At 42.9% G+C, this 22,264-nt stretch carries 22 protein-coding genes and 1 pseudogene; 20 read left to right on the top strand and 3 right to left on the bottom strand.

The genetic code is table 11. The features are described 5' to 3' along the window. The first annotated feature begins 306 nt into the window (after positions 1 to 306). On the top strand, positions 307 to 933 hold the full coding sequence (locus NT010_16510; protein ID MCX5807643.1) for a hypothetical protein: 627 nt from the start codon (positions 307 to 309) through the stop codon (positions 931 to 933). A gap of 510 nt (positions 934 to 1,443) precedes the next feature. Here the strand turns inward: NT010_16510 and NT010_16505 are convergent. Then, positions 1,444 to 2,115: a flagellar brake protein gene (locus tag NT010_16505; GenBank protein ID MCX5807642.1), complete on the bottom strand. Its 672-nt coding sequence runs from the start codon at positions 2,113 to 2,115 to the stop codon at positions 1,444 to 1,446. A 308-nt stretch (positions 2,116 to 2,423) separates the two neighbouring features. Then, positions 2,424 to 3,557 (bottom strand): hypothetical protein, encoded by a 1,134-nt coding sequence (locus NT010_16500; GenBank protein MCX5807641.1) that lies wholly within the window; start codon positions 3,555 to 3,557, stop codon positions 2,424 to 2,426. Between the two features lie 841 nt (positions 3,558 to 4,398). Here NT010_16500 and NT010_16495 point away from each other — a divergent pair. The 3 genes from NT010_16495 (at position 4,399) to NT010_16485 (ending at position 5,630) form a co-directional block, all read left to right on the top strand. After that, positions 4,399 to 4,590, top strand: a complete 192-nt coding sequence (locus tag NT010_16495) for a hypothetical protein (protein MCX5807640.1) — start codon at positions 4,399 to 4,401, stop codon at positions 4,588 to 4,590. 51 nt (positions 4,591 to 4,641) lie between these two features. Next, positions 4,642 to 4,833, top strand: coding sequence for a hypothetical protein (locus NT010_16490; protein MCX5807639.1), 192 nt, complete (start codon positions 4,642 to 4,644; stop codon positions 4,831 to 4,833). A 62-nt stretch (positions 4,834 to 4,895) separates the two neighbouring features. Continuing rightward, complete coding sequence (locus tag NT010_16485; protein MCX5807638.1) at positions 4,896 to 5,630, top strand: HAD family hydrolase; 735 nt, start codon at positions 4,896 to 4,898, stop codon at positions 5,628 to 5,630. Positions 5,631 to 5,655: 25 nt separating this feature from the next. Here NT010_16485 and NT010_16480 read toward each other — a convergent pair whose 3' ends face one another. Continuing rightward, entirely contained in the window at positions 5,656 to 6,117 is a 462-nt protein-coding gene (locus NT010_16480; protein ID MCX5807637.1) for a hypothetical protein, read from the bottom strand. A gap of 525 nt (positions 6,118 to 6,642) precedes the next feature. On the opposite strand from NT010_16480, the gene aroF reads away from it, so the two are divergent. From aroF to scpB, 16 genes and pseudogenes are all read left to right on the top strand, one after another. Beyond that, positions 6,643 to 7,455 (top strand): 3-deoxy-7-phosphoheptulonate synthase, encoded by an 813-nt coding sequence (gene aroF / locus NT010_16475; protein ID MCX5807636.1) that lies wholly within the window; start codon positions 6,643 to 6,645, stop codon positions 7,453 to 7,455. Beyond that, positions 7,452 to 8,480 (top strand): 3-dehydroquinate synthase, encoded by a 1,029-nt coding sequence (gene aroB, locus NT010_16470; protein ID MCX5807635.1) that lies wholly within the window; start codon positions 7,452 to 7,454, stop codon positions 8,478 to 8,480. The genes aroF and aroB overlap by 4 nt, the downstream gene beginning before the upstream one ends. Further along, positions 8,467 to 9,111, top strand: a complete 645-nt coding sequence (locus NT010_16465) for a type I 3-dehydroquinate dehydratase (protein MCX5807634.1) — start codon at positions 8,467 to 8,469, stop codon at positions 9,109 to 9,111. Before aroB ends, NT010_16465 begins: the two co-directional genes overlap by 14 nt. An 18-nt stretch (positions 9,112 to 9,129) precedes the next feature. Continuing rightward, entirely contained in the window at positions 9,130 to 10,485 is a 1,356-nt protein-coding gene (aroE, locus tag NT010_16460) for a shikimate dehydrogenase (GenBank protein MCX5807633.1), read from the top strand. Further along, entirely contained in the window at positions 10,457 to 11,716 is a 1,260-nt protein-coding gene (gene aroA, locus NT010_16455) for a 3-phosphoshikimate 1-carboxyvinyltransferase (GenBank protein ID MCX5807632.1), read from the top strand. The genes aroE and aroA overlap by 29 nt, the downstream gene beginning before the upstream one ends. Next, positions 11,709 to 12,683: pseudogene (locus NT010_16450) on the top strand (chorismate synthase). The gene aroA and the pseudogene NT010_16450 overlap by 8 nt, the downstream one beginning before the upstream one ends. A 369-nt stretch (positions 12,684 to 13,052) precedes the next feature. Continuing rightward, positions 13,053 to 14,537: an anthranilate synthase component I gene (trpE, locus tag NT010_16445; GenBank protein ID MCX5807631.1), complete on the top strand. Its 1,485-nt coding sequence runs from the start codon at positions 13,053 to 13,055 to the stop codon at positions 14,535 to 14,537. A 1-nt stretch (position 14,538) separates the two neighbouring features. Beyond that, positions 14,539 to 15,129: an aminodeoxychorismate/anthranilate synthase component II gene (locus NT010_16440; protein ID MCX5807630.1), complete on the top strand. Its 591-nt coding sequence runs from the start codon at positions 14,539 to 14,541 to the stop codon at positions 15,127 to 15,129. Beyond that, positions 15,126 to 16,172 carry an anthranilate phosphoribosyltransferase gene (gene trpD, locus NT010_16435; GenBank protein MCX5807629.1) on the top strand — a complete coding sequence of 349 codons (1,047 nt, stop codon included), beginning with the start codon at positions 15,126 to 15,128 and terminating at the stop codon, positions 16,170 to 16,172. Before NT010_16440 ends, trpD begins: the two co-directional genes overlap by 4 nt. 75 nt (positions 16,173 to 16,247) lie before the next feature. After that, positions 16,248 to 17,033, top strand: a complete 786-nt coding sequence (trpC, locus tag NT010_16430) for an indole-3-glycerol phosphate synthase TrpC (GenBank protein ID MCX5807628.1) — start codon at positions 16,248 to 16,250, stop codon at positions 17,031 to 17,033. Further along, positions 17,030 to 17,671, top strand: a complete 642-nt coding sequence (locus NT010_16425) for a phosphoribosylanthranilate isomerase (protein ID MCX5807627.1) — start codon at positions 17,030 to 17,032, stop codon at positions 17,669 to 17,671. Before trpC ends, NT010_16425 begins: the two co-directional genes overlap by 4 nt. Then, positions 17,668 to 18,843, top strand: a complete 1,176-nt coding sequence (trpB, locus tag NT010_16420; protein MCX5807626.1) for a tryptophan synthase subunit beta — start codon at positions 17,668 to 17,670, stop codon at positions 18,841 to 18,843. The genes NT010_16425 and trpB overlap by 4 nt, the downstream gene beginning before the upstream one ends. Further along, the gene (gene trpA, locus NT010_16415; protein MCX5807625.1) at positions 18,840 to 19,736 is read left to right on the top strand and encodes a tryptophan synthase subunit alpha; all 897 of its coding nucleotides are present in this window, start codon (positions 18,840 to 18,842) and stop codon (positions 19,734 to 19,736) included. Before trpB ends, trpA begins: the two co-directional genes overlap by 4 nt. A gap of 707 nt (positions 19,737 to 20,443) precedes the next feature. After that, entirely contained in the window at positions 20,444 to 20,641 is a 198-nt protein-coding gene (locus NT010_16410) for a hypothetical protein (GenBank protein MCX5807624.1), read from the top strand. A gap of 196 nt (positions 20,642 to 20,837) precedes the next feature. Further along, the gene (miaA, locus tag NT010_16405) at positions 20,838 to 21,767 is read left to right on the top strand and encodes a tRNA (adenosine(37)-N6)-dimethylallyltransferase MiaA (protein ID MCX5807623.1); all 930 of its coding nucleotides are present in this window, start codon (positions 20,838 to 20,840) and stop codon (positions 21,765 to 21,767) included. Beyond that, on the top strand, positions 21,746 to 22,264 hold the full coding sequence (gene scpB / locus NT010_16400) for an SMC-Scp complex subunit ScpB (GenBank protein MCX5807622.1): 519 nt from the start codon (positions 21,746 to 21,748) through the stop codon (positions 22,262 to 22,264). Before miaA ends, scpB begins: the two co-directional genes overlap by 22 nt.

Genomic DNA, 22,264 nt, shown 5'->3' with positions numbered 1-22,264 from the left:
TATGAAGTCTTCAGAATTGGAACCGTTAATTGATGAAATTATTGTTGACACGAAAGCATGGATTAGGGATAATGTGAAATGATGTGTAACTAACCAAAATAATAAGGCAAAGCAGACTTTGTTACGTATAGCACCTACAAATATTGTGTGGCAGGCAATCTTCGGAGATGAGGATTACTACATGAAAGCGATAAGAATTATTTATTTCAAGCACTTTATGATTGTCTTGACAATTTGTTAGCAGTTATCTTACATTTAAACAAATTATAGTAAAAAACGTCCGTTCAGGACTAAGAGAGGGTAATTATGAAACGACTACTGACTATTTTGTTTTTCGTTACCCTGTGCGTAATCACAGGTGGGATTGCTTGTGCCAATCTGGTAACCAATGGGAATTTCCAAACTATCATGTACGGGTCGGATGGAACGGAGATTATAGCCCCATCATGGGACGGGTGGAGCAGAACGGATGCCGGTCATGGGTCAAATTATTATATTGGTGGTATCCCCGGCCCAAGCATGTATCAGGCAGTCTTTGCTGGTCCCGGACCCGATAGCGACTCTATAGGGCAGACTATTCAGACGGTTGCCGGTAAATCATACTCTTTCAGCTTTTGGTTGGCACAGCCCTATGATCTCAACAACAACTATTCCCCGGGTAGCCTCAAGGCGTATTGGAATGAAACCCCTGTGCTGGATATAACGGAAGCTGTTCAACTTGGTTGGACCGAGTACATATATACTGTATTAGCTACCGGGTCATCCTCGACTATTGCATTCTCGGGACGAGCAAATACAAGATGGGATGATGCAAGAGGTTACTTTCTTACAGCAATTGACGTCTCGCCAACAGCCGTCCCTATACCGGGGCCTATGGCACTCCTGGGTTCAGGCCTCTTTTCTCTCATGGCGTTGAGACGGTTCAATAAATAGCAGTCTCTTCTTACAAAAAAGGCAGGGTTGAAACTTGATTCTGCCTTTTTGTCTCAACGGTTACCAATTCAAAGCTATCATCTGAAGGAAATTTGCAAGAGTCCTCATTACAGGAAGGAGCTTTGAATCTAAGGCAAAAGCCACGCAGTGTGCATTTCGGGAAGTTATCGTGGCTTCAGGCAAAAACCGCGCAGCGCGTATTACAGGAAGAAGTTTTTCCAATTAAATAGCCGTGATGTCGATACAATTTTTCAGACACATCCTATGACTAACAAATAAATATTATGGAGAAAGGATTACTTTTTTGAATATCCAGGCCTGCTAAGTAATGAAAGAACACATAGGAGAGCAACAGAATTGGCCTGCTGAGGACAGAAATGGCTGCGATATATTTACAGAATACATAAGAAAGAATTGTTGGACAATCTGGTTGTGTTTCAAATAGCATTATCCCGGAAGGGTATGGTACAAAAAGCCTTCCAAAAAAAACCAATGCTTCATTTCATTTGCTTACCCGCTCAGGGCCGCCATGGTCTGGATGTAGGATTCTATTGTGTTACCTGTGGTAGTATCCAGGTTCTTGAATTGGCTGCCCATAGTGATTTTGTGACCTTCTCTTCTGACATTGACTATGCCAAGTTCCACAGTACGCTCACTTTGTGAGCCCGGAATTTGAATGGACAGGACAGCATCTACCCCCTTCTGAACCTGTGATGATTCACTCTCCGGGGAAGTGGTATACACAAAACTGCATCCACCCAAACTCATGTCAAGTATTGCGCCTTTGTATGATTGGCCATCCACTTGCACAGTGGCAGGAATTAAACAGTTTATCCTGTCATGTTTTCGAAGCGCAACTGTCTCTATTTCCTCCGGATATGACAACAGCATCAGGGGAATCGGCTCCTCTATGAGGGAGATCATGTTGCTTTTGAACCCGTAAACCACCCCTTTGTGCAAGTAACGTACCACAACATGACTTTCCTTGTGCACCTTGATCCAGATACTTCTCATTTGTGCTACGCTGCAGATGAGGTAATGCCCCCGATCCATTCCCACGAGAATGCCCTTATGAGACTCGTTAAACCCCTGGAAGCTAATCATGAGGGGCATTCCCCACTCTACTCCCAGATCTTTCTGATTTACGCTTCCAATGTTCGTGGAAAAGCTTTCAGGAACCACGATAACCTCCTTATGTGAAATCTAAAGGTCAAGCCATGCCAATGATATATTTAATATTGATCCTTGTACTTAATTCTCCTGCAATTTTATTTAATTTACAAGTAAAAATACTATTACAGAATTGTTGAATGCCGTTTATAAAATAGTGCACCGAAAGAATATAGCAAAAACAATATACAGAAAGGAAGCAGTACCACAGGTAAAAACCAGGCAGTATCAATTTTAGCAAATGTTGCTACAATAGCGTAATGAGCATGTTTGTAAAGGACAGAACGGTACTGTTACTTATCCTAATGGAAAATATTGGATTAATAGATATCGAAAATTACAAGTTTGACAGGAACGGCACCATTTAAAAATGACACTTTCTTTTGGGGTTTCAGTCCGATTTCATTCAAAGGTGATGATGTCGGCCCGAGAATCCCGCAGCGCCAACCCTTAAAGTTATTTTTAAGGTGGTCGCCGATGGCACGCAAAAAATCCTTACCGAAATCTTTTTCCGTCATTCTTACTCCGTAAGGTATGTTGGCAATCAGTAGCCCTTTCTTATCGGGTTTTTCTGTTTTAAAGAAGTCTTTTGTCTCAAAGTGAACAAGGGTTTTCAATTGAGCGTTGGCAACAGTTTTTTTTGCAATTTCGACAAACCGGGATTCAATATCTGAAGCAAATATTTTAGCTTTCGCAGGATGCTCAGCAGCACGTGCCTGGTCCTGGGTGGTATGCCAAAGCTTTGAATCAAAATCAAGCAGATATTCAAAACCAAACCCGCCTTGTTTCCTGTCTATCAACGGAGCGCGGTTGATTGCAATCTGCGCAGCCTCTACTACTATTGTACCGCTGCCGCACATGGGATCAAAAAAGCTCATAGTACCGTCATATTCACAGGCCGCGAGCAGCGCCGCGGCAAGCGTTTCCTTCAAGGGAGCCGGGTGACCTTCAACCCTGTATCCACGCTTATGAAGACTCTCAAGAGAAGTATCGACACTGACCATGAGACGTTTGTTGTGGAGATAGCCGGTGATCCCGATGACGGCGTCCCGTGAACTCTGGTTGGGCGTAATATTCAGATAATGCTGAAAGCAATCATTGATTGCTTCGCGTATTTTACTGCCGATCAAATGATTAGGAATATCACTCTCGTCATTGGATGCGAAAATATTGATGGTGACTGCCTGATTATGTGAGAAGATTTCATGAAATCGAATTCTCTTAGCTTTGTCGAAGATAATGGTAGGAGATTGAGCCGGGATTTCTTTCAAGACTCTGCAAATTCTGTTTGCCAGGCGTGAGTACAGGTGAACCTTATAGGCAACCTCATTTGAACCACAAAAATATACGACTCTATAGCCGATTTTTATACTTGTTCCGCCGATTGAAGCGATTTCTTTTGCTAAAAGACCTGTCAGTTCATCAGAGCAGGTTGCGTAAAGCTGATATTCCAATTGAATCTCCATTAAATATTTCGATCAATAGATTCCTTGAAGCTTTGCTTCGAGTTAACCACATTCCCCCATGTCAAACCCTGGCCGCTTAAGTGCTGGCTAATTCTACTTGATCAAGAAGCAGATGTCAATGTAACTAACGAGACCCTGTCCGCTTTCCTGCCCTTGACTCGATGAAAAATGTGCTTATACTGATTCCATGATCTTCTTTTTTCATATTTATAAAAATAGAATATTAATCACAAGGACTATAGCAATTGTTTGCGGGCTTTTCCTCCTTGTTGCCTGCGGTTTATCGAAAACGGAAAAGAATTGTGCAAACACAGGAAAGGAGAACAAAGATATGACAACGGAAATATCTGGCGCTGCACAAAATTCTACACCTCTTAATGAACAAACACCGTCACCTGTAGGCCAGGAGATAGCATCCTTCGGCATGGGCTGATTCTGGGGTCCTGATGCCCGGTTCGGGCATATAAGAGGTATTGTCAAAACGCAAGTAGGTTATACTGGAGGAACTAAGATAAATCCATCCTACCAAAGCCTTGGAGACCATACCGAGACGATCCGCATCTATTATGATCCCGGAAAGGTTTCTTATGAGCAACTTCTGGATATCTTCTGGAGTAACCATGATGCTTTTTCGCGATCCTGGTCAAAGCAGTACAAGTCGGTTATTTTTTACCGTAATGAAGAGCAGAAAAGGCTTGCCTTTGAAACCAAGGCCAGGCTTGAAGAGAAACTGAAACAAACAATATATACGGAAATTGTACCGGAGAATAGATTTTACCCTGCCGAGGATTACCATCAGAAATATTATCTCAGGAACAACAAGGAGTTGATGCATCTGTTTAAGGAAATCTATCGGACTGATGAAGATTTTGTGGCATCTACCGCTGCAGCGCGCATCAATGGGTATCTCGGCGGTTATGGGAAAAACTCAGATCTCGAAAAAGATTTATCGGAAACGGGATTGCGGCCTGAAACTGTTAAAAAACTTATTGCTTTTTTAAATGGACAGCGGCGTTACTGATTGTACTGTATTTGTGGGTAAGTACGAATTAATTACGAGGAGATGATTAAAATGACACAATGGCAATGTGAGAAATGCGGATATACTTTTGCGGCGGATACGCCTCTTGATCAATGTCCTTCATGCAAAGAAACTTGCACTTTTCTCGATGTAACCTGTTACACACCTGATTGTGGAGGGCCGGGGAATGTAGATCCACAACTGGTATCGAGGAGAAAAGGCGGTATTGGAAACAAGCAATAAGGGTTGAGTATACTGGACATGATATCCCTTAAAATGATATACCTGTGAAGGGAGATTAGTGTATGGAGGAATGTAATATAGAAATGGAAGGATATGCAAGGCTTGAAAACAAAGACATAAGAGCAATTATTTTTGATATTGACGGCACTCTTGTTGATACATTCGAGGTTTATCAAAAGGTATTTAATCAGGGTATTGCTCGGTTTGGTGTGCCACCGGCAACGCAAGAGGTTTTGCGTGACAATCTGGCAAAGGGATTAAGTCTGCGTCAGATTTTGCAGAAAGTATTTCCATACCCGATAGATGAAGATACCTACGCAGCATGCAGGACAGATATTCTTGAACTTTTCAAAAAAGCGGAAATAGGAGAGGTGAAAGCTTTTCCGGGAACAGAAGAATTGTTTGGTCATTTACAACAGAAAGGTATAAAAATAGGTATTGCTACAGGGAGAATGTCATCCAACGAGGATGAATGGACCAGATTCAGGAAGCTGGGACTTGACGGGTATATAAGTGCCATCGTAACCTCAAAAGAGATACAATTCAGGAAACCGGCCCCCGATGTTATTATTGAATGTGCAAAGAGACTTGATGTCCCTGAGGAGACATGTATTGCAATAGGAGACACCGTATCAGATATACATGCCGCAAAACAGGCTGGGTGCATGGCGGCAGCTGTTACTACCGGCCACGAGGATGAAGATAATCTTTTAAAAGAGCATCCTGATTTTCTCTTTCATAGTGTCAGTGATCTTGCCCTTTACTTGGAACGGAATCTGCCAAACTTGCAATTATGATACAGTAGTCACCCTTTTAAAATTATTATGGATTAACGGGTACCCATAAATTATGCGCCGGTATCCACTGGCCGTTTACCCATTGTCCCTGAACCGTAACCCACTGACCGGGAGGTGTATCATCCTGATTATAGGATGGTCCGTAGTTGTAAGGCTGTTGAGGTCCAGGGGCAGGGATATTGTAAACTGTTTGCCGGGTTGCTGCATTTGCCGGTTGCGATAAGGTAATACCGAGAACAGTGCCGAGAATGATGCCTCCAAGCGCTGCACCTGCGATGTATAAACCATTGTCGTTATCGTTTGACCTTTCATAGCGTACATTATTATAAGGACGGGAAGGCCCCGAATCACGACCACTATGATTATTTATTGCCATATGTTTATAATCGTTGTGACTACGATCAAAAACACGCCCATAGCTCATAGTAGGGTTGGATATTATAATCCCCGTCACTAAAACCATTATCACTGCTATTATTTTTTTCATCTTCAGCCTCCAGTACCGCCATTATTAATATTCATATACATAAATAAAGCAAAACCTGTACCAGATTTAGTAATGTTTGTATCTATGTGCAATATATAAGATATTTATAATATATGTTTGCATTGGATCGCATTTATCAAACAATATTGTCGAAACATGTATTCCATTCGACAAAATGGTTATGATATTTTTTTGAAATTATTTCTTGACAAATAAAAAAACAAATGTTTATAATTGTGCACAATGAAGGAACAGAGGAAAATGCAGGAAAATATTAATAAATATTTTGGCTGGTGGTATTTCAATGCGTCGCTGCATCCTCGTCCTCATTAGAGCCGAAAAAAGGTTTCTAAAGGCCATGGGTGTAGTAACCCATGGCCTTTTTTTATTGCCCACGGGCTAATATCCCGGAGTTTGTTTTGAGATGGTTTCATGTTTTTATCTCGTCTTTAAAACTCTGTGAAAGGAGACATTTGTTTGCCGCGGGGTAGTTCATTTCTAAAGTACGTGAAAGAAGGAGGCACAATGAACGGCATAAAATTGACTGCCTTAAAAGAAAATGGAAAGACAGTTGTGTGTGTGGGCGATGCGGTTATAGGGGAGGGTTTTTGTGTCATTGCAGGCCCATGCTCTGTAGAAAACGAGAAACAGACCGTTGAAACCGCACGGGCAGTAAAGGAAGCAGGCGCCGATATGATGAGGGGCGGAGCTTTCAAACCGAGAACATCTCCCTATGCTTTTCAGGGACTTGGCTTAAAAGGACTCAAGATACTGAGGAAGGCGAAGGAAGAGACGGGATTGCCTATTGTCACAGAGGTAATCGATACAAGGGATGTTCCGTGGGTATGTGAGTATGCCGATATACTCCAGATAGGTGCGAGAAACATGCAGAATTTTTCCCTCCTTAAAGAAGTGGGCAAGATGCAAAAGCCTGTCCTGTTAAAAAGAGGTATGAATTCAACTATAGAAGAGTGGCTGAACTGTGCTGAATACATACTCGATGGAGGAAACACCGATGTGATACTATGCGAGCGGGGCATACGTACTTTTGAAACCTATACAAGAAATACACTCGATATCAGTGCTGTCCCATCGCTGAAAGAACTTACCCATCTTCCTGTAATTATTGATCCTTCCCATTCATCGGGAAGGGCAAGTCTGATATCCCCACTTAGTCTTGCAGCAGTGGCTGCCGGTGCGGACGGTATTATTGTTGAAGTTCATATTAATCCGGAAGAGGCCATCTGTGATAAGGAACAGACATTAAACCCACAGCAGTTTTCAGAAATGATAAAAAAAGCCAGGGCACTCTATAAATTTATGGCGGATTCAGAATGAGACAGATTATGTTGGCCGGCAATACCGGCAAAAGCAAAATCATGCTGGGTACATCATTAAACAATTTGACCGATTTTTGCAGCATCGAAAAAACAATCATTATTACAGACAATAATGTCCACAGGCTTTACGGGGATCAGTTTTCCAGGTACAGGACAATTGTGATTGAGGCAGGCGAGGAGCATAAAACCCTCGATACAGTCCACAATATCTATAAAAAACTCCTTGAACTCGAATTTGACCGCTCATCATATATAGTAGGCATCGGCGGCGGGGTTGTATGTGACATTGCAGGTTTTGTGGCCTCAACATATCTCAGGGGCTTGCCCTTCGGTTTTGCACCTACTACACTTCTTGCTCAGGTGGATGCCAGTGTCGGCGGGAAGAACGGTGTCAATTTCAAGGGTTATAAAAACCTTATCGGTACAATCAATCAGCCCGGGTTTGTTATGTGTGATTTTGAAACCATAAAAACTCTTCCAAAAGCAGAATTAAAGAATGGTTTTGCCGAGGTGATAAAGCATGCCCTGATAGGGAACAAAGCACTTTTTTCCCGTATTGAAAGAAACCGGGAAGCAGCTCTATCGCTCGATAAAGATACGATTAACAGGATTGTATATAACTCCGTAAAGGTGAAAACCGGTATTGTTTCCCGCGATGAAACAGAGAAAGGAGAGAGGAGAAAACTTAATTTTGGTCATACCTTTGGTCATGCATTAGAAAAAACCACCGGTATCAGGCACGGTGAAGCAGTAAGCATCGGCATGTTTATGGAGGCAAGACTTTCCGAGGTTAAAGGCATGTTGCAGAAAAAAGATGTGAATAGAATAGCACATGTGCTTGGTGCCTTTGGTCTGCCGGTATCATTTCAGGGCAATGTAGAGGCAACTATTGATGCAATCAGAAAAGATAAGAAGCGGGAGGATGAGTACATACACGCTATCCTTCTCGATGGAATTGGAAAAGCTGTTATTGAGAAGATAAAGATTAATGTAATCAAGGAGATAGCATATGATATGTGTTAGTATGGATGAACAATATAATATTAACTACCTTAAATCATTAATGAATATAGACATTGCTGAGATAAGGATGGACAGGATGATCCTGGCCCCGGAAGATATTGCAGACATCTTCTCACAGCCTGTTACATTTGTTGCCACATGCAGACCCGGTACCCTTGACGATCAGAAGAGGAAGGCATATCTGATTGCTGCAATAGAGGCAGGGGCAAAATATGTGGATATCGAGGTGGAATCAGACATTGCCTTTAAAAGAGACATTTTGGAAAAAGCAGGGTCAAAGGGGTGCAAGGTGATAGTTTCTTTTCATGATTTCGAACAAACTCCGGCAAATGTAAAGTTAAGGCAAATAGCTGCCCTGTGCTTTAGTGAAGGCGCCGACATTGCCAAGATTGCTTGTAAGGCTAATTCTGTTATGGATAGTGCGAGACTTTTGGGACTTCCCGGTCAGGAGGATTTTAAGGACAGATTGATAGTGGTAGGTATGGGTAAAGAGGGGAAAATAACACGGATTGTTGCACCTCTTCTGGGAAGTCTTTTTACATATGCCTCGCTTGCAGAGGGGATGCAGACTACTGAAGGCCAGATTGAAAAAGCACGGCTGGAAGAAATCATGGAGTTATTAAGACAATGAAAAAAGAAAGGGAATTTAATGAGTCGTATACGACCTAATAAGACCAATCAAACAAACAATTCAGAAAAAACAAAGATTTTTGCCGTTGTCGGTAATCCTGTACTGCACAGCAAAAGCCCGGATATCTTTAACACTGCCTTTGGTTTGATGTCGATAGACGCAGTATATACCCGTTTTGCAGCATCGCGTGCCAAAGACATAATGGCTGGAATATCGGATATAGGGCTTTCCGGTTTTAACGTGACATCACCTTTTAAGGAAGAGATCATGCCCTTTCTGGAGAATACAGAGGAAGCGGCACAGAGAGTAGGTGCTGTTAACACAATACTTGTAAAGGATGGCAGACTTCATGGATTCAATACGGATATTAAAGGTGTAAAAGATGCCCTTTCTTTTAATGGTGTGGAAGTTGAAGGGAAGAGGGTGCTTGTGCTTGGTGCGGGCGGAGCAGCTAAAGCAGTCGTATGTGCCCTTATCTCAGAAGGGGCGGATGTAATAATCGTGAATCGTACCTTTGAAAAGGCAAAGGCTATTTCTGAAGATATGGGATGCAAAGTCGCAAAAATGGAAGATATGAATAAAGCACTGAAATTTACAGATATCCTTATTTCATGTCTGCCTTCAGCGGAAAGGATTGTTAAACCTGATTCCCTTAAGAAAAATATGGCAATCCTTGATGCTAACTACAGTAAACCCACTGCCCTTGTGGAGGACGGTAAAAGGCAGGGATGTACAATTATTGACGGCAGGGAATGGCTGCTTTTTCAGGGCGTGGCCGCCTTCAGGCTTTTCACAGGCACAGAGCCTCCGATGGAGTTCATGCGGCAGGCTTTATACGGGCAAAACAAGTCTATCGGGAAAAACATTGCCTTTATAGGTTTTATGGGCGCCGGTAAATCAACGGCGGCCCGTGGTATGGCAGAACTGACGGCAATGCCATTTATAGACATCGATACGGTGATTGAGCAGAAAGCAGGAATATCGATAAGCGAGATCTTTGAAAACAAGGGAGAACAGGCATTCAGGCAGATGGAGAGTGATGAAATAGCAAGCATCGGGAATCTGTCGGGAACAATAGTATCATGCGGAGGCGGGGCAATACTTAACAGGGCAAACAGGAATATACTCAGGAAAAACTCTATCGTCATATGGCTATGGGCAAACGCCGACACTGTTCTGAAACGTGCAGGCAATGACAATAGACGTCCGCTGCTTCGCAACATGCGTGAAAAAATCCACATTCAAGAGATGCTTGATGAAAGGATGCCTTTTTATGCAGAAACCTCCGATATGGTTGTAATTACGGATGGTATGGAACCTGAGGAGATTATAAGGAAGGTATATAGTGAAATCAATAAGTTCCTCAAAGATTGATGCGACAATCGACGCACCGGCATCAAAAAGCGTAATGATCAGAGTTGTTGCTGCAGCTTTGCTGGCTTCAGGCACATCTGAAATAGTAAACCCATCTTTTTGCAGCGACGGTTTGACTGCCCTTGCCATAGCAGATACGCTGGGGGCTGAAATATACAGGGGAGACAAAAGCGTTACGATCAAGGGTAATGATAGTTTGAAGGAAAGAGGCATAAAGAGCAATGTTCTCGATTGTGGAGAATCCGGGCTCTGCATGAGGATGTTTACCCCTGTTACAGGATTGCTTGAAGAAGAGATTATTCTGAAGGCCTCCGGCTCATTGATCAATAGACCTATGAAGATGGTTGAAGCATTAACGGATCTTGGTGCAACATGCCGTACAGAAGCAGGTTTTGCGCCTGTCATGGTGAAAGGCAGGATCAATGGAGGCAGGATCAACATAAGCGGCGCTGAAAGCTCACAATTCCTGACAGGCTTACTTATGGCGCTTCCTTTATGCAGCGGCGATTCACACATTGTGGTTACCGGGCTAAAAAGCAAGCCCTATATTGAGTTGACAATTGATATAATGGGCAGATTCGGCGTGAAGGTTCTCCATGACAAAAACCTTGAGGAATTTTATATTCGAGGTGACCAACAATACAAATCCTCTACGTATGTCACAGAAGGAGATTGGTCCGGTGCTGCTTTTTTTCTTGTGGCCGGTGCACTTGCTGGTTCTATAAAGGTAAGGGGCTTGAATCCTGCTTCATATCAGGCCGATAAAGCTGTGATAAAGGCTATTATCAATGCCGGTGCACAGGTAAAGGCAAAAGATGACTATATTCTTGTCACAAAAGATAGATTGAATGCTTTTGAGTTTGATGCACGTGATTGTCCCGATTTGTTCCCACCCCTTGTTGCCCTTGGAGCCGGTTGCACAGGCAAAAGTGTCATCTACGGGGTGGAGCGTCTCAAACATAAGGAGAGCAGCCGTGCCATTGCCCTGGTTGAGGAATTTTCCAAGCTTGGGATTGAAATAAAAGTTTTTGAAGACAGGATGGAAATCAATGGTGGTATTACCAGAGGCGGTACTGTGGATTCCCATAATGACCACAGAATTGCAATGGCATGCGCAATTGCTGCCATTGCAAGGGAAGTGGATGTTGTCATAGAGGGGCCGGCATGTGTTTCCAAATCCTACCCTTCGTTCTTTGAAGATCTAAACTCAGTGAAGGTGAAATATGAATAGTTTCGGACGTATTTTTAGAGTATCTATTCTTGGAGAATCGCACGGATCATGTGTGGGTATTGTTATTGATGGTTGTCCTGCCGGACTTTCTGTACCTGCTCAGGAGTTCTATGATGATCTGAAGAGGCGCATGAGAGGCATCAAGGGCACAACCCCGAGAAAAGAGCAGGATATACCCCTCATAAAAAGTGGAGTATTTAACGGAAAAACCACAGGTGCGCCGATATGCGTTCTCTTTGAAAATAAAGATGTTGATTCAGGTGCATACAACGATATAAAAGATACGCCCAGACCGGGGCATGCGGACTTTACTGCCTGGAGAAAATACGATGGTTTCAATGACTATCGAGGCGGAGGACATTTTTCAGGCAGGCTCACTGCAGGGCTGGTTGCTGCAGGGGTTATAGCAAAGATGCTTATAAAACCTGTGCACATAGAAGCAGTGCTTATAGAAGCTGGCGGGTCTCAGGATGTTGCCGCTGCTGTTCAATCAGCCATACAAAGCAGAGACTCTATAGGCGGTGTTGTAACGTGTAGAGTGGATGGCTTGCCGGCAGGACTGGGAGAACCTTTCTTTGACTCTGTGGAATCTTTAATAAGCCATATAGTTTTTTCAATACCGGCCATTAAAGGGATAGAGTTCGGCGCAGGCTTCTCATGCGCGCAGATGAGGGGGAGCGAGTGCAATGACGAGATCATCAATATAAATGGTGAGACAAGGACCAATAACGCCGGTGGTATTAACGGCGGCATAACAAACAGCAATGATATTTTTTTTAAGGTGGCTGTTAAGCCTACATCGAGCATTCCCATAATGCAGCATACAATTAATATGAAAACCGGCGAACAAACAGAGCTTAAAATAACTGGAAGACACGATGTATGCATTGCGCTACGGGTACCTGTTATTGTAGAGGCTGTCACGGCAATAGTTCTTGCAGATCTCATGCTTATACAACAGGTGATGGGGAGGATCATCGGCGTATCATCAGAGAAAATACAATTAAAGTATACAGATATGGTAAAAGGCGCATTAGCCGGTTGTCTTGATGCAGAGACCGTATTCAGTCCAGATTCATTGGCTGAACTGGACAGGGTTACGGCAAAGCTGGAATATCTGAAACATATCATCAGAGAAAAGGATCAGGAGGAATTGGAGACGTTTTCCCTGTGAAAAATTCCAATGTCAAATCAAAGCGCTATCATCGTTGGCTTCGTTATCGGCATCCTCGACGTACTGTTGAAGTACGCCTGCGGTGCCTCTTCCTTGCTGCCTTGATATCATCTTTGATTTGGCATTGGAAAAAGAACTTTGTTAATAGGAGAGGATGTATATATGAATAATGAAGCCATGACTTACAAAGAATTTTTAAAACAGGCTGAAGCAGGAGATGTATTCCCCTTTTTCAGGGAAATACTTGCAGATCTTGATACCCCCCTGTCATGCTATATGAAACTCAAGGATGCGTACCCGTCTTCCCCGTCTTTTCTACTTGAAAGCGTAGAGGCCAAGGAAAGACTCGGCAGATTCTCCTTTATCGGGTTTGAGCCATTTCTTGCGTTCAAGAGTCTTGATAATAAAGTGTTTTTAAATGGGATTATTGAGGATACATTCGAAAGTGATAATCCTTTTCTGGAACTCAAGGAAATCATGAACAAATTTAAGGGCTTCGGTTTTTCCGATAGCATTGCACGTTTTGGAGGTCCTGTCGGTTATGTGGGCTACGATGTAATTAAGTTCTTTGAGAAAATGCCGGACAGAAATGAACGTGTACTTGACGTTCATGATATACATTTCATCTTCCCGAAGAAACTTATCATATTTGATAATTATACACGGAGGATGACGCTCTTTGTATTTCATCATGCAGGAAAACATGAGAGTATGCGGGAGAGCCATGCGGGCGGTATTGCAGGACTTGACGAACTCCAGACCATTGTCCGTTCGCCCCTTGCCTTTCACAAAGAAGGTGAGCTTTCCGTACGCATGATGGACAGCAATACAACCAAAGAAGAGTTTGAGGAAATGGTCTTGAAGGCAAAGGCATATATCCATGCCGGTGATGTCATCCAGGTAGTTTTGTCCCAAAGATTCGCAATGGAGATTTCTATCGACAATTTGAGCCTTTACAGAGCACTGCGTGTGGTGAACCCTTCTCCATATATGTTTCTCCTCGATTATCTTGATTATAGTCTTATAGGTACTTCGCCTGAAACGCTGGTAAAACTGGAAGACGGAGAGGTCGAGGTAAGACCTATAGCAGGGACAAGAAGAAGAGGAAAGGACCGGGAAGAAGATGAGGCCCTGGCAAAGGAACTCCTCTGTGATGAAAAAGAGCTGGCTGAGCATACTATGCTTGTTGATCTCGGGAGAAATGATGTGGGAAGGATAGCTGCAGCAGGAAGCGTTTCTGTGCCGGAATTCATGGATATCGAGAGGTATTCCCATGTAATGCACATAGTATCCTCTGTTAAGGGACAGGTCAAAGAAGGCATGGATGCCTTTGATGTGTTTCAGGCAACCTTCCCGGCAGGCACAGTGACCGGCGCCCCGAAAATACGGGCAATGGAGATCATCGAAGAACTGGAAAAGGAGAAACGAGAATTTTATGCAGGATCTGTGGGCTATTTTACCTATAACGGAAACATGGATTTTTGCATTACCATAAGGACACTCCTTAAGAAGCAAAACAAGGTATATATCCAGGCCGGGTCAGGTATTGTGGCCGATTCCGTACCTGAGACGGAATACATGGAAACGATTCACAAGTCACAGGCATTGATAAAATCCATCATGGAATTAAAGGAGATAATAGACTGATATGCTGCTAATGATAGATAACTACGATTCATTTACATATAACCTCGTCCAGTATTTCAGCGAACTTGGTGAAGAGGTGGCGGTTTACAGGAACGATAAAGTCACATTGGAAGAGATAGAAAATCTTTTACCGGAAAGGATAGTTATATCTCCCGGACCGTGTACTCCTCGAGAAGCGGGCATATCTGTTGATGTAGTAAAACGCTTTGCCGGCAGGATTCCTATCTTCGGTGTTTGCCTCGGGCATCAGGCCATCGGATATGCATTCGGAGGCGAGATTGTGCTTGCAAAGGAGCTTATGCACGGAAAGACCTCTCAAGTGTTTCACGATGGAAAGACTATCATGCATGATGTGGGCAATCCCTTTGAAGCCACTCGCTATCATTCCCTTGCAGTGGAAATGAAGGGATTAGAGGATAAATTCGATGCGTCCGCATGGACCAAAGACGGCGAGGTTATGGGCATAAGACATAAAACATATATGCTTGAAGGGGTGCAGTTTCATCCGGAATCAATCCTTACAAAGGAAGGGATGAAGATATTGAATAATTTTTTGTCAATTTCAAAGACAAATGGAGGGAAGGGGTTATGATTAAACAAGCTATCAATAAGGCTGTAAATATGGTTCACCTTGAGGAACATGAAATGTCGCAGGTTATGGAGGATATCATGGAAGGGAAGACAACCCCTGCCCAGATAGCTTCATTGATTACGGCGCTGCGCATTAAGGGGGAAACCGTTGATGAGGTTGTGGGTGCAGTCAAGGTGATGAGAAGCAAGGCGGCAAAAGTAGCTTTAAACGGGGAAGCGATCTGTGATTGCATAAACAGACGTAATGGTGTGATAATCGATATTGTCGGTACAGGCGGTGATTGTACAATGACTTTCAACATCTCCACGGCGGCCGCTATTGTTGCTGCAGCGGGAGGCGCCACAGTCGCAAAGCACGGCAACAGATCTGTTTCAAGTAAATGCGGCAGCGCTGATGTGCTGGAAAAGTTGGGAGTTAATATTGAAGCTGCACCGGATATGGTTGCAAAACAAATCAGTGAAATCGGCATAGCCTTTATGTTTGCACCTGTATTCCATGGTTCAACGAGACACGCCGTAGGCCCAAGGAGAGAGATAGGAATCAGGACAATATTTAATATGCTCGGTCCTCTTACAAACCCTGCCTCGGCCAGACACCTGCTTCTCGGCGTATATGATGAAGCTTTATGCGAAATGTTTGCGAATGTGCTTTTGAAACTTGGCACGGAAAGGGCTATGATCGTCTATGGGCTTGATGGAATGGATGAAATATCGGTTACTACAGACACAAAAGTGGCGGAGATAAAAAACGGCGGGATAGGGCATTATCTGATAAATCCAAAGGATTTCGGGATTAAAGAATATGATATTGAGGATTTGAAGGGAGGGAATGCACAGGAGAATGCGCAAATCCTCAAAGGCATCTTTTCAGGGAAAGAAAACGGGGCAAAAAGGGCGGCAGTCCTTATCAATGCCGGCGCTGCATTTTATGTTGCAGGCGTCCGGCGGGATATAAAAGAAGGCATAGCCTATGCTGAAGAGGTTATAGACTCAGGAAAGGCATTGAAAAAAATTGAAGAACTGGCAGGAGCAGGCAGAGGATAGTAATTGTTCAAACCGTTTAAACCGTTAAAGCTATTCAAGTAGTTTAAGCAGATCAAAGGATGAGATAGGATTTATATGACATTTCTTGAAAAGGTTTTAGATGAAAAAAAGAGAGTAGTGAAGGATTCAAAAGTAAAAACCCCTCTCTCAGACCTTAAGCAGATGATCGCAGGGATTGAAAAGAGACCTTTTTATCAGATCTTTTGCAGGAGATTCCCGGAAGATGTGAAGATAATCGCTGAAGTGAAAAAGGCATCACCTTCCATGGGTGTGCTTGTTCAAGACCTGGATTTGCCGGGGCTACTTATGGATTATGAAAAAGGCGGAGCTTCAGCGATATCAATCCTTACTGAGGAAAAGTATTTTAACGGTTCACTTGCCTATATTACAGAGGCGAAAAAAGTTATTAATCTGCCGGTTTTAAGGAAGGATTTTATAGTTGATGAGTATGAAATATACCAGGCAAAGGCTTTTGGCGCTGATGCAGTGCTTTTAATAGGCGAGACTCTGGATGTACATCAGATTGCCGAATATCTCGAAATTGCCCGACAGATAGAAATTGATGTACTGCTTGAGGTTCATAGTATAAAAACCTATAAAAAGATAGCTGATCTTGGAGGCTTTGTCCTTGGGATAAATAACAGAAACCTTGAAACCCTGAAAGTCGATCTTTCTGTTTCCCATGAAATGCTTAAGAATATCTCTAAAACATTGCCTGTAATAGTGGAAAGCGGAATTGAGGACAGAGAACATATCAAGAGTTTTAAAGAACAGGGGGCCAGCGGATTTCTTATCGGCACATCGCTTATCGTTTCAGGTAACCCCTGTAACAAACTCAGAGAGTTGCAAGGAAAGACATGAAAACACTTGTTAAAATCTGTGGTATTACGAACCTCGCAGATGCTTTGCTGGCTACAGAAATGGGTGCCGATGCATTAGGGTTTGTGTTTTATGAAGGGAGTAAAAGATGCATATCATGCGAAGCTGCAAGAGAAATAATCTGCAACTTACCGCCGTTTATTATTAAATGCGGTGTTTTTGTTAATGAAAAGTGGGAAAGAATCATGGGAATAAGGGATTTTTGCAAACTGGACAGGGTGCAGGTATACTCAGGCGACGATAACCTGTACGGCAATATTGTCCCGGGTATTACCATTATGGCCTTCAGGATACGTAGTATGAAAGACGTTGAAATGGCGCAAAAATCGGAGGCGTTCCCTTTGCTTGACAGCTATCATGAGAAGATGCGCGGTGGAAGCGGCAGGGCATTCAACTGGAAGCTTATGGCTAATTTCGGCAGACCATTTATCCTTGCAGGCGGAATAAATTGTGAAAACATTGATATGGCCCTGAAACTTGAGCCCTATGCAATCGATATAGCATCAGGCGTTGAATCAACTCCGGGGAAAAAAGACCCGGAGAAGATGGTTGAAATTTTTAGAAAGATAGATAATTATTTTAGCTCACACAGTGAGCGAGAAGGATTAAGGATATTATGAAAACAAATGGTTATTTTGGTAAATATGGTGGTGCTTATGTACCGGAGACGCTCATGCCTGCCCTTGGTGAGTTGAATAAATGTTTTTTAAAACATGTGAAATCAAGGGTATTTCACAAAGAGTTTGTATATTACCTTGCCGAATATGTAGGCAGACCGACACCGCTTTACTTTGCAGCAAATATTTCCAGAAAAACGGGTATGAAGCTTTATTTGAAACGTGAAGATCTCTGTCATACCGGTGCGCATAAGATAAACAATGCCATTGGTCAGGTACTTCTTGCAAAGAAAATGGGCAAAGGCAGGGTTATAGCTGAAACAGGGGCAGGACAGCATGGTGTTGCAACAGCCACTGCGTCAGCACTTTTTGGTCTTGAATGCAGAGTCTACATGGGTTCGGAAGATATGGTAAGGCAGGCATTGAATGTAATCCGTATGGAATTGTTGGGCGCAGAAGTAGTTGGAGTAGAAAGCGGAAGCAGGACTCTTAAGGATGCAATAAACGAGGTATTAAGGGACTGGGTGACAAATGTGCGAAATACCCACTATGTCCTTGGTACTGCCTTTGGACCCCATCCTTACCCTACTATGGTGAAGGAGTTTGTTTCAGTCATAGGCAAGGAAGCAATCAGGCAGATTAAAAAGAAAGAGGGTAGGCTACCTGATGCTATTATTGCATGTGTCGGCGGAGGCAGTAATTCCATGGGTATTTTTCATCCTTTTATCGAGCATGAAGAGGTAGAACTCATTGGTGTTGAGGCGGGTGGTCTCGGTATAGAGACTGGCAAACATGCGGCAAGGTTTGAAACAGGTAAAGTCGGTGTATTTCAGGGCACGAAAAGTTATGTATTGCAGGATGATGACGGTCAGATTCTCCCGACACACTCTGTTTCAGCAGGGCTTGATTATGCCAGTGTGGGTCCTGAACACAGCTTTTTAAGAGATATGAAAAGGGCGCATTATTCCTATGCCACGGATGGTGAAGTGCTTGATGCATTCAGTCTTCTTTCGAGAGAGGAAGGCATTATTCCAGCCTTAGAGAGCAGTCATGCCATAGCCTATGCAATAAAACATGCGAACGAGTTTCAGGGAAAGATAGTTATTGTAAATCTTTCAGGCAGGGGAGACAAGGATGTGGATCAGGTATCGAAAATCCTGGAAGGAGAATCATGACTAACAATAAAATAACGAAAGTATTTGAAGAACTTAAAATAACCGGCAAAAAAGTGTTTATTCCATACATTACCACAGGTGATCCTGATCTTGCTAAAACCATGGAATTACTGGCGATGCTTGCAGAAAACGGTGCAGACATCATTGAACTTGGTGTTCCCTTTTCCGATCCCATGGCGGACGGGACTGTAATTCAGAGAGCTATGGAAAGGGCCCTTAAAAGCGGAACCACTTTAAGAAAAGTTCTTCAGTTAGTAAGTGATTTCAAGGCCCGCTATTCGGTGCCGATAGTACTTATGGGGTATTTTAATCCTTTCTATGCCTACGGGATTGAGACATTTGCAAAGGACGCAGGAACAGCAGGTGTTGATGCTGTGCTTACAGTTGACCTCCCGCCTGAAGAGGCAAAACCCTTTGTCGAGCTGCTCTGGAAGGAAGGGGTTTTTTCAATATTTCTTGCAACTCCTGTAACGGATAAAAAGCGTATACAGGTGATTAATAATATAGCAAGAGGTTTTATATATTTTGTCTCTGTTACAGGAGTCACCGGCGAGAGAAGTGCACTGCCGGAAGGATTAAAAGATAAGATTGACGAGATTAAAAGTAAAATCAAGCTGCCCCTGGTACTTGGTTTTGGAATATCCGGGCCTGATATTATACATGAATATGCGGGATGTGTAGACGGTTTTGTGGTAGGCAGTGCGCTCGTGAAGAGATGGGAAGGCATTTGTCAACAACACACGCCCTTTCGGGGCGATTTGTTACTGACTAACTTCCTGCAGGAAGTTAGTCGGAAGTCTCATGAAGAATCGGAAGATTTTCAATCATTTTTCAGGGAGCTGGCAGAAGCATGTCACACCCTGCGTAATACCAGTCCGCCTTCAATTATATAATCCTGGGATATATCATTGGCAACGATGTCGGGTTATCCCCGGCAAACACGTTCATTATGCTTAAGGCGGCTTCAATTACTGGGGCTTACGTCGCCCCATCCACAAGCAAAGCTCGCGGAGCCTCCCCTCCTCGCTCACCATGTGAGCTATTTATCACATTGACGCTATACATACCGGGATACCTGTAAACGGATACCCAGTCGCCCCCTCCACAAGCAAAGCTCGCGGAGCCTCCCCCTCTTGCCCACAGTGCGGGCTGGTTTATGCTCGCGTTCGGCTTAAGACTTTTGCTTATGCAACGGTATTAAAATTATTTATCTCCACTGGAATATGAGAGGAAACATATGGTAGCTTAACTGTATGTCCGTGAAAATGGGAGAAGATCACCATTTACATATAAATGAAAATAGAATCTTCGGGCAAGCAGTACGAGAGGGTATCCATTACCTGGAGAATTATCACCATGGCTGACGGAACGACCAGATATTGCTATGTTGATGAAGTTGGAAATGCAGGAGGTTCATGACACTACTTAAGGCTTATACGGCATGGAGCCTAATTTTGTTCCTGGTATGTATAATGTTAGCAGGTTAAGCAGATATATCAAAGAAAGTATTCAGGATTATTGAGAACTTGAGCGGTTTTATTTAGTTGTTTTCCATAGATATTTGGCGGTTTTGACTGAGACCGCTTCGGAGGGTGCTGAAATGAATGAGGAAATGAATTCCTTGCTTGCTTATGTAAAAAGCAACCCTGGCAAACATATTGTACAAATCGCAAATGGTTCAAATATATCACCGGGAAAAGCTGGAAGCTTGATAAAAAAGCTGCGTGGCGACGGCAAAATAGAGTTAAGAGGGAGCAAGAAGACCGGCGGTTATTATTTGACAGGAAATAGCATATAAGGAAAGACAAAATGTACATCACACAGCAGTTCTGCGAAAGTGAATAAGTTTAATTGTAAACTACGAAATGAATCACCCCGCCGTAAACGGACGGGGTATCAAAGACAAGAATATGGAACCATTTCGAAGCAAGCTTAGGGGTATTGACCCGGCGGGGCAATAAATTACTGTATGAACAATGGATTAAATGAATAACATGAAAAAAGTTATTACTGTTGTCGGACCGACATGCACCGGCAAATCCGATCTGTCAATGTACCTTGCTGAGACTTTTGGCGGCGAGATTGTCAACGCCGATTCCATGCAGGTATACAGACACTTTAACATAGGCACTGCCAAACCGGACATGGCGGAACGTAAAATAATTCCCCATCACTTAATTGACGTTGTTGAGCCATATGAAGAATTTAACGCAGCTCTGTTCAAAGAAAGGGCGGATGCCTGTATAAACGACATTTGCAGCCGAAATATGATCCCTATCATTGTCGGCGGGACAGGTCTGTATCTTAGGGCTTTGGTGTACGGACTCTTTGTTGCCCCGAAAGATGCAGGTTTAAGGGATGCCCTGCAAAGAGAATACGCCGAAGATCCTTTGAAGTTTTATGATAAACTTAAGGAGACAGACCTTGAATATGCTCTTAAAATAAGTTTCAGGGACAAGTTAAGAGCAGTCAGGGCAATGGAAATATTTAAATCCACAGGGCTGCGCATGTCTGAATGGTCGAGTATCCATGGTTTCAGGGAGAGTCATTATGAAGTTCTGAAACTTGGATTAAGAAGAGAAAGGGATGAATTATATCCGAGAATAAATAAAAGGGTGGATGATATGCTGATTGCAGGCTGGGTAGATGAGGTGAGACATATTCTTTCCCTGGGATATAAGGAGGAACTGAAGCCTTTTACAAGCATCGGATACAGAGAGATACTCCTTTATATTAAAGGTTTAATTAGCCTGGAAGATATGGTAAAAGATATAAAAATGCATACACGACACTATGCAAAAAGGCAAATGACGTGGTTCTCCAAAGAAAAAGATGTTGTCTGGCACGAGTATCCTGAAGGTATTGGTATTATAAAAACAACTGTTTCGGAGTTTTTGAAAGGATGGAACTCAAGAGGATTATAGAAGCGGTTCTTTTTGTGTCCGGTAAACCTGTAACGCTGAAAGGGCTCAATAAGAGGCTTGAAAGCTGTTCTATGGCAGATATTGAAGGGACTGTTAAAGAACTGATGTCTGAATACAACTACTCGGAAAGGGCAATAGAGATAGTCGAAGTATCAGGCGGCTACCAGATGAGAACGAAAATAGATTTTAAAGAATGGGTAAAAAGGTTTGTAAAAGAAAAAGATGTTGAATTAACGAAATCTGTACTTGAAGCGCTTGCAATTATTGCTTACAGACAGCCTATAACAAAAAGGGAGGTGGATGCTTTAAGGGGGGTAGACTCATCGCGTGCCATTAAGCAACTGCTTGAAAGAAAATTTATCGAAATTGCAGGAAGAAACGAAGAGATCGGAAAACCTATTGTTTTCAGAACAACGAACAGATTTCTTGAAGTATATGGACTAATGTGTTTAGAAGATTTACCGACAATAAAAGAGTTGGAAGTATTAGAAAAATAG

Source organism: Pseudomonadota bacterium, from assembly GCA_026388275.1.
Lineage (GTDB): Bacteria > Desulfobacterota > Syntrophorhabdia > Syntrophorhabdales > Syntrophorhabdaceae > JAPLKB01.
The sequence above is the reverse complement of the archived record's forward strand: the minus strand, read 5'-3'. Positions and strand labels throughout refer to the sequence as shown.